The 13088-nt window shown below is 71.7% G+C and carries 11 protein-coding genes; 7 read left to right on the forward strand and 4 right to left on the reverse strand.

The window, feature by feature from the left end:
- The first annotated feature begins 8 nt into the window (after positions 1-8).
- Positions 9-857, forward strand: a complete 849-nt coding sequence (fdhD, locus tag ACWDAG_RS02535) for a formate dehydrogenase accessory sulfurtransferase FdhD (RefSeq protein WP_450693721.1) — start codon at positions 9-11, stop codon at positions 855-857.
- 97 nt (positions 858-954) lie between these two features.
- Here fdhD and ACWDAG_RS02540 read toward each other — a convergent pair whose 3' ends face one another.
- Both ACWDAG_RS02540 and ACWDAG_RS02545 read right to left on the reverse strand, forming a co-directional pair.
- Positions 955-1482: an isochorismatase family protein gene (locus ACWDAG_RS02540; RefSeq protein ID WP_450693722.1), complete on the reverse strand. Its 528-nt coding sequence runs from the start codon at positions 1480-1482 to the stop codon at positions 955-957.
- A 19-nt stretch (positions 1483-1501) separates the two neighbouring features.
- Positions 1502-1939, reverse strand: a complete 438-nt coding sequence (locus ACWDAG_RS02545) for a MarR family winged helix-turn-helix transcriptional regulator (protein WP_450693723.1) — start codon at positions 1937-1939, stop codon at positions 1502-1504.
- 105 nt (positions 1940-2044) lie between these two features.
- On the opposite strand from ACWDAG_RS02545, the gene ACWDAG_RS02550 reads away from it, so the two are divergent.
- The 3 genes from ACWDAG_RS02550 to ACWDAG_RS02560 all read left to right on the forward strand — a co-directional run bounded on the left by ACWDAG_RS02550 (position 2045) and on the right by ACWDAG_RS02560 (position 6229).
- On the forward strand, positions 2045-2962 hold the full coding sequence (locus ACWDAG_RS02550; protein WP_450693724.1) for a quinone oxidoreductase family protein: 918 nt from the start codon (positions 2045-2047) through the stop codon (positions 2960-2962).
- A gap of 143 nt (positions 2963-3105) precedes the next feature.
- Complete coding sequence (locus tag ACWDAG_RS02555; protein WP_450693725.1) at positions 3106-5007, forward strand: exo-alpha-sialidase; 1902 nt, start codon at positions 3106-3108, stop codon at positions 5005-5007.
- A gap of 10 nt (positions 5008-5017) precedes the next feature.
- Positions 5018-6229 (forward strand): DUF4185 domain-containing protein, encoded by a 1212-nt coding sequence (locus tag ACWDAG_RS02560; protein WP_450693726.1) that lies wholly within the window; start codon positions 5018-5020, stop codon positions 6227-6229.
- Here ACWDAG_RS02560 and ACWDAG_RS02565 read toward each other — a convergent pair.
- Positions 6165-7187, reverse strand: coding sequence for a bile acid:sodium symporter family protein (locus ACWDAG_RS02565; RefSeq protein WP_450693944.1), 1023 nt, complete (start codon positions 7185-7187; stop codon positions 6165-6167). The two genes, ACWDAG_RS02560 and ACWDAG_RS02565, sit on opposite strands and share 65 nt — an antisense overlap.
- Positions 7188-7356: 169 nt before the next feature.
- On the opposite strand from ACWDAG_RS02565, the gene ACWDAG_RS02570 reads away from it, so the two are divergent.
- A complete protein-coding gene (locus tag ACWDAG_RS02570; protein ID WP_450693727.1) occupies positions 7357-8220 on the forward strand; it encodes a LysR substrate-binding domain-containing protein in 864 nt (287 codons plus the stop codon).
- A gap of 158 nt (positions 8221-8378) precedes the next feature.
- Here ACWDAG_RS02570 and ACWDAG_RS02575 read toward each other — a convergent pair whose 3' ends face one another.
- Positions 8379-9374: an Lrp/AsnC family transcriptional regulator gene (locus ACWDAG_RS02575; RefSeq protein ID WP_450693728.1), complete on the reverse strand. Its 996-nt coding sequence runs from the start codon at positions 9372-9374 to the stop codon at positions 8379-8381.
- Positions 9375-9485: 111 nt separating this feature from the next.
- Between ACWDAG_RS02575 and ACWDAG_RS02580 the strand changes: the two genes are divergently transcribed.
- Both ACWDAG_RS02580 and ACWDAG_RS02585 read left to right on the forward strand, forming a co-directional pair.
- A complete protein-coding gene (locus ACWDAG_RS02580) occupies positions 9486-10994 on the forward strand; it encodes an MFS transporter (protein ID WP_450693729.1) in 1509 nt (502 codons plus the stop codon).
- 241 nt (positions 10995-11235) lie between these two features.
- Positions 11236-13062 (forward strand): AMP-dependent synthetase/ligase, encoded by a 1827-nt coding sequence (locus ACWDAG_RS02585; RefSeq protein ID WP_450693730.1) that lies wholly within the window; start codon positions 11236-11238, stop codon positions 13060-13062.
- Positions 13063-13088: the final 26 nt, after the last annotated feature.

Consider the following 13088-nt stretch of genomic DNA (forward strand, 5'->3'; position numbering starts at 1 on the left):
GACACGACATGGGACGAGTCACGGAACGACGCAAGGTGATCCGCATCCGCGACGGGGTGGTCTCGTCCCGTCCGGACACGCTCGTCGCCGAGGAACCGCTGGAGATCAGGCTGAACGGCAAGCCGCTCGCGATCACCATGCGCACCCCGGGCGACGACTTCGCGCTGGCCGCGGGGTTCCTGGTCAGCGAGGGCGTGCTGGCGGAACAGGCCGACCTGCAGAACATCGTGTACTGCGCGGGAGCCACGGTCGACGGCTCGAACACGTACAACGTGGTGGACGTGCGGACGGCGCCCGGCGTCAAGATCCCCGACATCACGCTTGAGCGGAACGTGTACACCACCTCGTCCTGCGGGCTGTGCGGCAAGGCGAGCCTCGACGCGGTCCGTACGACGGCCCGCTGGCCGATCGCCGACACTCCCCCGGTCCGCGTCGGGCCCGAGCTGCTCGCGAGCCTCCCCGACCGGCTGCGCGCGGCCCAGCGGGTATTCGACCGGACCGGGGGTCTGCACGCGGCGGCCCTGTTCACGGAGGACGGCGAGCTGCTGGACATACGGGAGGACGTGGGCCGGCACAACGCGGTCGACAAGCTGGTGGGCCGCGCCCTGCAGAGCGGCGACCTGCCGCTGTCCCGCACGATCCTGCTGGTCTCGGGGCGTGCCTCCTTCGAACTGGCGCAGAAGGCGGTCATGGCGGGGATCCCGGTCCTGGCGGCGGTCTCGGCGCCCTCGTCCCTCGCCGTCGACCTGGCCGCGGAGACCGGCCTGACCCTGGTGGGCTTCCTGCGGGGCAGCTCCATGAACGTGTACGCGGGCGAGGACCGCATCGCTCTGCGGACCGCGGCCGCCCAGGGGTGACCGGCTCTCCGCGACACGGCGGCGGGGCCCCGGCCGGCGGGGAGCGCCCCCTGCGCCGCAGGGGCCCCGCCTCAGCTGCTCCCGCCGCCCTGCGGGATCAGCCCGCCACGAACCGCACGTCGGCCGCCGTCACCACGGTCCCCAGCCGGGGGAAGTCCAGCCGCACCGACGCCTCGTGCTCGGCGGCCGTGAGCGCGGCCATGGCGTCCTCGACGAAGACCAGGTCGTAGCCGAGGTCTCCGGCGGCGCGGGCGGTGGACTCGACGCCGAGGTTGGTGGCGATCCCGCCGAAGACGAGCGTGTTGACTCCCCGGCCACGCAGCAGATCGTCCAGTCCCGTGCCCTGGAAGCCGCCGATGGTCCGCTTCACGACCTCCAGGTCTCCTTCTCGGGCCAGACCGGCCACCAGCCCGCTGCCGGGCGGCTGTTCGGCGACGCCGGGGCGTTCGACCCGGACGAGGACGACGGCCGCGCCCGCCGAACGGAACGCGGTCGCCAACTCCTCGGCGGCGGACAGGACTTCGGTGCCCTTGCGGGGCTCCAGGGGCAGCGCGACGATCCGGTCCATGAGATCGACGAGGACGAGGGCGCTGCGCGCGGGATCGAGGGCGAGGGATACGGCCATGACGGAACGTTATCCGCCGTCAGCTCTCCGTACCGGAAATCCGGATCAACAGACCTATGAACCGGTCGCGTTCGGCCGCGGAGAGCGGCGCGAGCAGCTCGTCGTTGGCCGCGCGCGCCGCCCTCTCGCAGCGCTTGAGCAGCCGGGCGCCGTCCCCGGTGAGCGACACCGCGTTCTTGCGCCGGTCCTTGGGGTCCGGTTCGCGTAGGACGAGGCCGGCGGACTGCAGGTCGTTGAGGACGCCGACCAGGTCCTTGGGGTCGAGTTGCACGCTGCGACCGAGGTCGGCCTGGGCGACGGGGCCGAGGTCACGTACGGCGGAGAGCACCACGTGGTGCCACATCTTCAGGCCCTCCGCGGCCAGCGCCTCGGCGACCAGCGCGCGGCCGCGCGCGGCTGCACGGCCGAGCAGCCAGCTGGGGAGGGAGCGGATCTCGGCGAGGGGGGCTTCGGGCATGCGACCAGCCTAGCGAAAAAGTCATTGGACTTCCCAATGAAGTTCGGCTTATCGTTGGGATTCCCAACGGATTGGTTGGGAGCCCCAACGTCCCCTGGAGGTGCGATGCGCCGCGTCCGCTACGAGTCCACCGGCGGCCCTTTGTTTCTGGAGGAAGCCCCGGTCCCCGAGCCCGGCCCCGGTGAACTCCTCGTCCGCTGCGAGGCCGTGGGCGTCACGCTCCCCGTCGTCCGCAAGGTCACCGAGGCCGCCGAGCCGATTCCGCTGGGCGGGGAGATCGCGGGCGAGGTCGTGTCCGTCGGTGACGGAGTCACCCGGTTCCGCGTCGGTGAGCGCGTGACGGGGCTGTGCTTCGGACACGGGTACGCCGACTTCGCCTGCCTGCACGAAGCCATGGCCTCCCCCGTACCGGACGGCGCGTCCGCCGTCGACGCGGTCGCCCTCGTCCGCAGTGGGCTCGTCGCACTCGGCGCCCTGGAGGCCGCCCGCCCCGAACCGGGCGAGACGGCGCTGGTCACGGCCGCCGCGAGCGGAGTCGGCCACCTGGCCGTGCAGTTGACGAAGGCGCGGGGCGCGGCCCGGGTGGTGGGTGCCGTGTCCGATGCCGGGAAGGCGGACTTCGTGCGCTCCCTCGGCGCGGACGACGTCGTCGCGTACGGCGACGACGGCTGGGGAGATCCCGTCGACTACGCCTTGGACGCCGTCGGCGGCGAACTGCTCACCCCGGCCGTCACCGCGCTCGCTCCGGGCGGCCGGCTGGTGGCGTACAGCTCGGGTGGCGGGACGATCCAGGCGTACGACCTGCTCGTCGGCGCCAAGTCCGTGATCGGTTTCCAGATGGCGCGCATCGCCCGCGGGAAGCCGGAGCTGTACGAGCGTTGGCGGCAGGAGCTGTGGCAACTGTTCGGGGCGGGCACGCTGAAGCCTGCCGTGCACGGGGAGTTCGCGCTGGAGGACGCGGCGAAGGCGCATGCGGTGATCGAGTCGCGGAGCAATCTGGGCAAGGTGGTTCTGCGCCCCTGAAGTCCGCGATGGCGCGCCGCCGCGATCCGTCGAGTAGCTGCACGGTTCTTGTGAGGCTCCGGAGACCGCAACTAGCCTCTGTGGTACGGACATTGGACGTGGGATGTCCAGATGTCCAGACCTCTGAAGGGCAGGTTCGCACCATGCCGTCACGTCTTCGCGCACGTCTGAGAACCGTGTTCGCAGCGGTCGTCGTCACCGCCGCACTGGCCGTGTCGCCGAGCCCCGCGCATGCCCAACCCCGCGCCGCGACATCCGAGTTCGAACAGCAGGTCATCTTCAAGGCCTCCCAGGACCCCGGCTACTCCTGCTTCCGCATACCGGCGATCGTGAAGTCCGCCGACGGCACACTGCTGGCCTTCGCCGAGGGCCGCATCCGCAACTGCGGGGACGCCGGCGACATCGACATCGTCCTCAAACGCTCCACGGACGGCGGCCGCACCTGGGGCCCGCTCCAGGTCGTCAACGACGGCGGCGGCGACACGCACGGCAATCCGGCGCCGGTCGTGGACCGCGCCACGGGCCGCGTCCTGCTGGCCGAGACGTACAACACGGGCCGCACGGACAGCTCCAGTTGCACGGTGCCCTGCGACCGGACCCCGCATCTGCAGTACAGCGACGACGACGGGCTGTCCTGGTCCGAGCCCCGTGACCTGAGTTCCGAGATCCTGCCCGCGGACTGGAACTCCTGGTACGCCACCGGGCCCGTGCACGGCATCCAGCTCACCCGTGGCGGGCATGCCGGGCGGCTGGTCTTCGGCGTCAACACCGAGACATGGAACGGCAGTCGGGTCAGCGCCAACCACGCGGCGCTGGTCGTCAGCGACGACGGCGGCGACCACTGGCGGGTCGGCGCCACCGACTCCTGGCCGATCGCCGACGACGGCACCTTCCGGCAGAAGCCCTCCGAGCTCACGCTCACCGAGCGCACCGACGGTTCGGTCCTGGTCAGCGGCCGCGAGCAGGACGGCACCGACCTCGGCCACCGCACCCAGACGGTCAGCCGCGACGGCGGCGACAGCTTCACCGCCCCGTTCCGCGACCTGCCCGACCTGTACACGCCCCAGGTGCAGGGCTCGATGCTGCGCCTGGGCGACCGCATCCTGCTGGCCTGCCCCGGCGACCCCGACCGCCGCCGGACCATGATGATCCGCTCCTCCTACGACGGCGGACGCACCTGGGACAGCGTGGACCGCGGCACGGTGGTCACCACGGACTGGTCGGGCTACTCCGACATGGTGCGCGCCGACCGCGACACGGTGGGGCTGATGTACGAGGGCGGCGCCGTCGACGCCCGCGACGAGATCCGCTTCGCCCGGTTCACCGAGGACTGGCTGAAGCCGCGCCGCGGCCCGGACCCCACCACCGTCGACCGGGCTCCGTACGCGAGGCCCGCGGCCGTGCTCGGCGGTGCCGAGGAGACGGACGGCGTGTTCGGTGGGGCGCTGGAGTTCGACGGTGTCGACGACGCCGTACGCCTGCCGTACAGCGACCGACTCCCGCTCGGGACAAAGGACTTCACGGCCTCGCTGTGGTTCCGCTACACCGCCACGACCGGTGAGCAGCCGCTGCTGTGGATGGGCGGGATCGGCACCACGCAGCCCCAGGTCTGGCTGCGCGGCGAGCCCGCGAGCAACCGCATCCAGGGGCTGATCACCGTACGGGGCGGCGCGTCGGCCCCGCAGTCGGCGTCCGTCCGCACGAACGGCGCGTACAACGACGGGCAGTGGCACCATCTGGCGCTGCGGCGCGATGGGGGTACCTCCCGCGCGAGCGAAGCCGAGCGTGGGGGAGGGCAGCTGACGCTGTTCATCGACGGTACGCAGCTCAGCACCGCCGACGCGCCCGGTTCGGTCAGCCGCAACTCGCCGTTCGGTGTGCACATCGGGCAGCGCATGGACAGCCGGGCCTTCTTCACCGGAGCGATCGACGACGTCCATGTGTGGGACCGGGCGCTGAGCGACGAGGAACTCGCCGCCCCCGACACCTCCCTGAAGGACACCGTGCTGTGGCTGCCCATGGACCATGTGAGCAACAGCCACTAACGTCCCGTGGGTGCCCGACGACGTACGAGCACGACAGCGGACGGGAACCGGCTTCGGCCTGCTGCTGGCCCTGGTTCTCGGGGCCGTGCTGCTCACCGCCCTCCCGGACCACGGTCGACGGGAGGGCGGTGCCTGTACACCGCACACGGTCACCTCGTGGTCGGCCGCCGACCGTCTCACACGTGAGTTCGCGCGGTACGGCGACGACGCGACCCGTACCGACGACTGGACCGGCGGCGACGGCACCCACTCGGTGCGGCTGCCGGACGGGCGGGTGCTGTGGCTGTTCTCGGACACCTATCTCGGCCAGGTGCACCGCCCGCCCAACCCGGTCGGCGAGTCGTCCGCCTGGCGGGACACGACGGCCCCGCTGGTGCGCAACTCGGCCGTGGTGATGGACGGGGGAGGCCACCTGCAGAGCACGCTCCCCGCCCCCCTCTTCCCCGACCCGGCCCAGAACCAGTGGCGCTGGCCCGTCGCGGCGCGGGTCGAACCGCGCGCTCCCGGTTCCTCCGAGAAGGTCGTCCGGGTGCTGCTGTGGGTGCGGGCGGCCGGGCAGCCCCCGTGGATCTACGGGGTGCCCACCGCGACCGAGGTCGCCACGCTCTCCCTGCCGGATCTGCGGGTCGAGTCGGTGGTGAAGGTGCTCGACCAGAGCCTGGTGCCCGATCCGTCGCGTCGGATCCTGTTCGGTACGACGCTGGTGGAGAAGGGCGGTTGGACGTACGTCTTCGGCGGCGACGACGGGCAGGCCGCGTCCCGGCCGGCCTCGTCGGCGTATGTGGCGCGGGTGCCGGAGGGACGGCTCGGGGACGCGGCCGCCTGGCGCTACTGGGACGGTTCGGGGTGGGGTGTGCGGCCGCGTCCGGTGAGCGGGGCGAAGGTGGGCAGCGCGTTCTCGGTGGTGCGGGTGCGCGGGACGTATGTGCTGTTCACGATGGCCGCGGGGACGGCGGGGCTGACCACCGTGACCTCGTACTGGGCGTGCTCCCCCGTCGGGCCGTGGCACGGCCCGACGAGGAACTTCAGCCCCTCGCTGCCGACGGCGGGCGTCGCCGCGTACAACCCGCAGGTGCATCCCGAGCTGAGCGGCGACGGGCGGCTGGTGCTGAGCTACGACGTCAACTGGCTGGAGACGAGCGGCGCTTCGGCGAGCATCAACGCGAACGTGACCCTGTACCGACCGCGGTTCGTGACGGTGCGGCTGGCTCGGGGGCGGTGACCTCGCCCGCGTCCGCCACGGGGTCGTGCGAGCGGCGCTTGGCGATCACCGCGCACACCATCAGCTGCATCTGGTGGAAGAGCATCAGCGGCAGCACGGCCAGCGAGGCGTGCGCGCCGAACAGGACGCTCGCCATGGGCAGTCCGGAGGCGAGCGACTTCTTGGAGCCCGCGAACTGGATGGCGATCCGGTCCTCGCGGTTGAAGCGGAGCGCCTTGCCGCCGTACCAGGTCAGGGCCAGCATCACGGCGAGCAGGACGGCCTCGACGACCAGCAGGCCGCCCAGCCGGAGCGGGCTCACCTGGTGCCAGATGCCCTGGACCATGCCCTCGCTGAACGCGGTGTAGACGACGAGGAGTATCGAGCCGCGGTCGACGAGGCCGAGGACCTTCTTGTGCCGGGCGACGAACCCGCCGATCCAGCGGCGCAGCAGCTGCCCGGTAAGGAACGGCACCAGCAGCTGGAGCACGATCTGGACGAGCGAGTCGGCCGAGAACCCGCCGGCGCTGCTGCCCAGCAGGGCCGCCGCGAGGAGCGGGGTGATCACGATGCCGACGAGGGAGGAGAAGGAGCCCGCGCAGATCGCCGCCGGAACGTTTCCCCGGGCGATCGACGTGAAGGCGATCGACGACTGGATGGTGGACGGGACGAGCGTGAGGAAGAGCAGCCCTTGGTAGAGCGGGTGGGTCAGGAAGACCGGGACGAGACCCCGGGCGGCCAGGCCCAGCAGCGGGAAGATCACGAACGTACAGGCGAGGACCGTGCCGTGCAGCCGCCAGTGCTTGAGCCCGTCCAGCGCCTCACGGGTGGAGAGACGGGCGCCGTACAGGAAGAAGAGGAAGGCGATCGCAGCCGTGGAGGCGCCCGAGGCCACGTCGGCCCCCGCCCCGCGCGCCGGGAGAAGAGCCGCGAGGCCCACCGTCCCGAGCAGCAGCAGGATGTACGGGTCGATCGGCATCCAACTCGGCCATCGCAGGCGTTTCACGGTGCTCCACTTGCTTCTTGCGGTCGGGTGGTCCGGGGCCGGAGGGCCCCCGTTCATCGTCCTCCTCCGGAGGTCGATCGGGAATCCGTCATACCGCTCTGACTGTCATCGCGATCCACGATAAGCGGCTACCGTTGTTCCCATGTACGACCCCTCCCACCTGCGGACCTTCCTCGCGGTCGCCCAGACGTTGAGCTTCACGCAGGCCGCCCGGCGGCTGGGGTTGCGCCAGTCCACCGTCAGCCAGCACGTGCGGCGGCTGGAGGACGCCACCGGGCGCCAGCTGTTCTCCCGGGACACCCACTCCGTGGAGCTGACGGAGGACGGCGAGGCGATGCTCGGCTTCGCGCGGCGGATCCTGGAGGTGCAGGAGCAGGCATCGGCGTTCTTCACGGGCACGCGGCTGCGCGGCCGGCTGCGCTTCGGCGCCTCGGAGGACTTCGTGCTGACCCGGCTGCCGGAGATCCTGGAGGGCTTCCGGCACGAGCATCCGGAGATCGATCTGGAACTGACGGTCGAGCTGTCGGGCACCCTGCACGAGCAGCTGGCCGCCGGGAAGCTGGACCTGGTGCTGGCCAAGCGGCGCCCGGAGGATCCGCGCGGCGAGCTGGTCTGGCACGACGAACTGGTGTGGATCGGTGCGGAGCGGCTGCGCCTGGACGCGGACCGGCCGGTGCCGCTGATCGTCTTCCCGCCGCCGGGCATCACGCGCGCGCTCGCCTTCGAGTCCCTGGAGCGGCAGGGCCGGCCGTGGCGCATCGCCTGCACGAGCGGCAGCCTGAGCGCCCTGATCGCGGCGGCCCGGGCGGGCCTCGGCGTCATGGCGCACTCCCGGGGCCTGGTCCCGCCGGGCCTGGTCCGCGTTCCCGACCGCTTCGGCCTCCCCGAACTCGGCCGCGTCGACTTCGTCCTGGACCACGGCACCCGCCGCACCTCCGCCCAGAGCGCGGCGGACGCCCTGGCGGCGACGATCCTGGCGGGCGGGGTGCGGATGCAGCGGCGCTGAGCGCTCCGCGGGACGTGCCGCGACATGCCGTCGCTCGTCTGCGGCGCCGTCGTGGCTGGTCGCGCCCGCGTGGCAGAGCCGCATATGGGTACGGCCCCGCGCCCCTTCGGGGCGCTGCGGAACCGCAGCGGAATGCGCCCGACCTGCTCAGGGCCTGGTCAGCGGGTCGGGAGCGGGTAGGTGAGCTGTTTTATGCGGCGCAGGAAGACCGTCGTCTCCACGTGCTGGACGCCCTCCAGGTGGCCCAGCGGACCGCTGAGGTAGGCGTACAGGCCGGCGGTGCTTTCGGCCAACGCGGTCGCGATGATGTTGCAGGGGCCCGTGGCCGCGGAGGCATGGGCGATCTGGGGGTGGCCGGCGAGGGCCTCGCCGACGGAGTGCAGGGCGGCCGGGGCGGCGGTGATCCACAGGATCGCGGCCACCGGGTGGCCGACCAGCTCCGGGTCGCTCTCCGAGTCGACGTACACGGCCCCCGAGGCGAACAGTGCGGCGAGGCGGCGCTTGACCGCGGACTCGGACAGGCCGGTGGCGCGCTGCAGTTCCGGGTAGGTGGCCCGGCCGTCCCGCTCCAGCGCGGCCAGCAGCGGTTCGTCCTGCGCGGTGAGGCGGGCGGGGCCGGCCGCCGGCTCGACCCGGGGGCGCAGGGCGTCCGTCTCCTCGGCGGTGAGCACCCCGAACTTGGTGATCCAGCCCTGCGGGCCGCCGTAGAACCGGTGCAGCAACTGGTGGGCGCGGATCTCCACCACGCTGGGGGTGCGCGGGAGTTTGCCGAGGAGCAGGTCGTCGTGGTCGCCGGAGCTGCGCGGTCGGGTCAGGCAGAGGACCTCGGTCCCGCCCGAGACGAGCGCGACCCAGCTGGTGTCGGACCGCTTCGCCAGCGCTTCCCCGATGGCCAGGGCACTGTCCGGCGCGCAGCGCACCCGCAGCATCCACTGGTCCCGGCCGAGCCGGTCCGCGTCCCGCATCACCACGATCCGCAGCCCGCCCTCGGCGCACAGCCGACGGTAACGGCGGGCGACGGTCTGGTCGGAGACCCCGAGCACCGCCGCGATCCTGCTGAAGGGAGCCCGGCCGTCGACCTCCAGCGCCGACAGCAGGCGCAGGTCGAGCTCGTCGAACCCGGGTGCCAGCCGTGCGTGGGAATTCGTCTCCATACCACCCTCTGGTGTCGGATTTCAGCGCCTGGACAACTACAGCCACCGCGATCGTCCGGCCTGCCCCATCGTACGGATTCCTACGCATCCATCGCACAAGGAGTTGAGGACATGCGTACATGGGGGCCGCTCACGGCGGTGTGCCTGAGCACGTTCATGTTGTTGCTGGACGTGACCATCGCGGTGGTCGCGCTGCCGGACATGGCGGGTTCGCTGCACGCCTCGCTGAGCGATCTGCAGTGGGTGATGGACGGGTACGCGCTGGCGCTGGCCGCGCTGCTGCTCGGCACGGGCGCCGCGGCCGACATCCTGGGCCGGCGGAGGGTGCACGTCGTGGGCGTGGTGGTGTTCGCGACGGCCTCGCTGCTGTGCGGCCTGGCGGGCGGGCCGGGGATGCTGATCGCCTCGCGCGCACTGCAGGGTCTCGGCGGGGCCGCGATGCTCGCGACCACGCTGCCGCTGCTGGGCTCCGTCTATCAGGGCAGGCGGCGGTCGGTGGCGCTCGGCGTGTGGGGCGCGGTCAGCGGGGCGGCGGCCGCGGTGGGGCCGGTGCTCGGCGGGGTGCTGACGGACGGACCGGGCTGGCGGTGGATCTTCTACGTCAATCTGCCGGTGAGCGTGGTCGCGGTGTGGCTGACGCTGAGGTTCGTGCCGGAGTCGCACGGTTCGCGTGACCGGCGCATCGACTGGGCGGGCACCCTGACGTTCGCGGCCTTCGCGGGCGGGCTGACCTACGGGGCGGTGCGGGCCGGGGAGCACGGCTGGGGCGATGCGGGCACCCTCGTGACGTTCGCGGCGGCCGTGGTGGCCCTGCTGCTGTTCGTCACGGTGGAGCGGCGCGGCGCCGACCCGCTGCTGGATCCGCGGCTGTTCCTGAACCCCCGGTTCTCGGTCGTGATGGTGGGCGCGCTCGCCTTCAACGCGGGGGCGTTCGGCCTCATGGCGTACGACTCGATATGGATGCAGTCGCTGCTCGGGATGAGCCCGGTGCGCGGGGGGCTGGTCTTCCTGTGGATGTCGCTGGCGGCGTTCGTGGTCGCGGCGGCCGGCGGGCGGCTGCTGCACGGGGTGCCGGCGCGGATCACCGTCGGCGGCGGGCTGCTGCTGGTCGGCTCGGGGCAGTTCTGCACGACGGGCCTGGACGCGGGGTCGACGGCGTCCGTGCTGGCGCCGGGGCTGGTGCTGATCGGTGTCGGTACGGGGCTGGTGGCGCCCGGCATCGCGGGCGCGGCGCTGGCGGCCGTACCGCCGGAGCGGGCCGGGATGGCGGGCGGAGCGGTCAACACCTTCCGGCAGCTCGGCCTCGCGCTGGGCATCGCCGTGTACGGCTCTGTGCTGACGTCGCGCATGCAAAGCACGCTGCCGCACGACGCGGCCCACGCGCTGGCGGGCGGAGCGGCCGGTGCCCTGCGCGGAGGTTTCCCGGAGCATGCGCTGCGGTCGGCGTTCGCCTCGGGGCTCAACGCGGCGGCGGTGGTGGCGGGACTGACCGCGACGGCCGCCGGAGCGCTGGTGATCGTCCTGGTCAGGACCGTGCGGCCGAACCGGACGGAAGTAACGGAATCCTCCGCTCCGGCGCTGGAAGGGGAGAGGACGGCACCGCTCGAACAGGGCCGCTGACGGGCGCCGGGGGCGGTTGCCAGGTCGTACAGATTCGGTGGAGATTACGGGACCGAAACTTACTCAACCGTCAGTTTTCTGTCCGACCCTTCCGGATGTGAGCGCATTTTCCGGCCGTGACCAGCGTGTACCTGAGCACCGCTCGGATTCGGCCCCCCTCCCGCCCTGTCGCCGTCTGGGGTAGCTTTCACGCCCTGTGCGGAGTAGCACTAAATCGGGCGCTGAGGAGCGGGGAGCGGGTTTGCGCGAGTTCACCAACCCTCCGTTGACGTTGTCACCGCCGGTGGGCGGCCTGGCCGACGTCGTCTTCGAGCGTGCCCAGGAAGACCCGCTGCACATCAGCCTCGGCCGCAAGGACGACCAGCAGCAGTGGCGTGATGTGACGGCGGCGGAGTTCCGGGACGAGGTGCTGGCCCTGGCCAAGGGGCTGCTGGCCCGCGGAATCCGCTTCGGCGACCGCGTCGCGATCATGTCCCGTACCCGCTACGAGTGGACGCTGTTCGACTTCGCGCTGTGGACGATCGGCGCCCAGGTGGTGCCGATCTACCCCACGTCCTCGGCCGAGCAGTGCTTCTGGATGCTCTACGACGCCGAGTGCTCGGCGGCGATCGTGGAGCACGAGGACCACGCGATGACGATCGCCAGCGTCATCGACCGGCTGCCGCAGCTGCACCAGCTGTGGCAGCTCGACCTCGGCGCCGTGCAGGAGCTGTACGACGCGGGCGCGTACATCGACGACGAGGTGGTGCACCGGCACCGCCAGGCGGTCACCCCCGACTCGACCGCGACGATCATCTACACCTCGGGCACCACGGGCCGCCCCAAGGGCTGTGTCATCCCGCACGGCAGCTTCATGTACGAGGCGGACACGGTCGCCGAACGCTGGGATCCGGTCTTCCACTCCAAGAAGGGCGACGAGGCGTCGACCCTGTTGTTCCTGCCGCTCGCACACGTCTTCGGGCGGATGGTGGAGGTCGCCGCGATCCGCGGCGGGGTGCGCTTCGGCCACCAGCCGCAGCTGAACGCCGCCGCCCTGCTGCCGGACCTGCAGGCATTCAAGCCGACGTTCATCCTCGGGGTGCCGTACATCTTCGAGAAGGTCTTCAACGCCTCGCGCCGCAAGGCCGAGAAGGAAGGCAAGGCCGGGCCGTTCGAGAAAGCCGTCGAGATCGCCGTGAAGTACGCGGATGCCGTCGAGGCGAAGGCCTGGGGCATCGGACCCGGGCCCTCGGCCGGTCTGCGCGTGCAGCACCAGCTGTTCGACAAGCTCGTCTACTCCAAGGTGCGGGCCGCGATGGGCGGCCGCATCCGCAACGCCATCACGGGCGGCTCCGCCATGGACCGGCGGCTCGGCCTGTTCTTCGCGGGCGCGGGCGTGCAGATCTACGAGGGTTACGGCCTCACGGAGTCGACGGCGGCCGCGACCGCCAACCCGCCCGGGCGCACCCGCTACGGCACCGTCGGACAGCCCATCCCGGGCATGACCGTGCACATCGCGGACGACGGCGAGATCTGGCTGCACGGCCCCAATGTCTTCCAGGGCTACCTCAACAACCAGAAGGCCACCGACGAGACCCTGCACGACGGCTGGCTCGCCACCGGTGACCTGGGCTCCCTCGACGAGGACGGCTACCTCACGATCACCGGCCGCAAGAAGGAGATCCTGGTGACCTCCGGCGGCAAGAGCGTCTCCCCCGGGCTGTTGGAGGAGCGGGTGCGCGACCATCCGCTGGTCAACCAGTGCATCGTGGTCGGCAACGACCGGCCGTACATCGCCGCCCTGGTCACCCTCGACCAGGAGGCCGTCGAGCACTGGCTGACCATGCGCGGAAAACCGCAGATGTCGCCGGCCGAGCTGGTGCGGGACGCCGACCTGGAGGCGGAGGTGCGGCGCTCGGTCGTAGCCGCCAACACCCTCGTCTCACAGGCCGAGTCGATCCGCACCTTCCGGATACTGGCCCAGCCGTTCACCGAGGAACACGGTCTGCTGACCCCGTCCCTGAAGCTGAAGCGGAAGGCCATCGAGAACGCCTACGCCAACGAGGTCGAGGCGCTCTACCGGGCCTGAGCCGGTCCCTGACGCTCTGTCAACTG

The sequence above is a fragment of the Streptomyces sp. NPDC001157 genome, assembly GCF_053598255.1.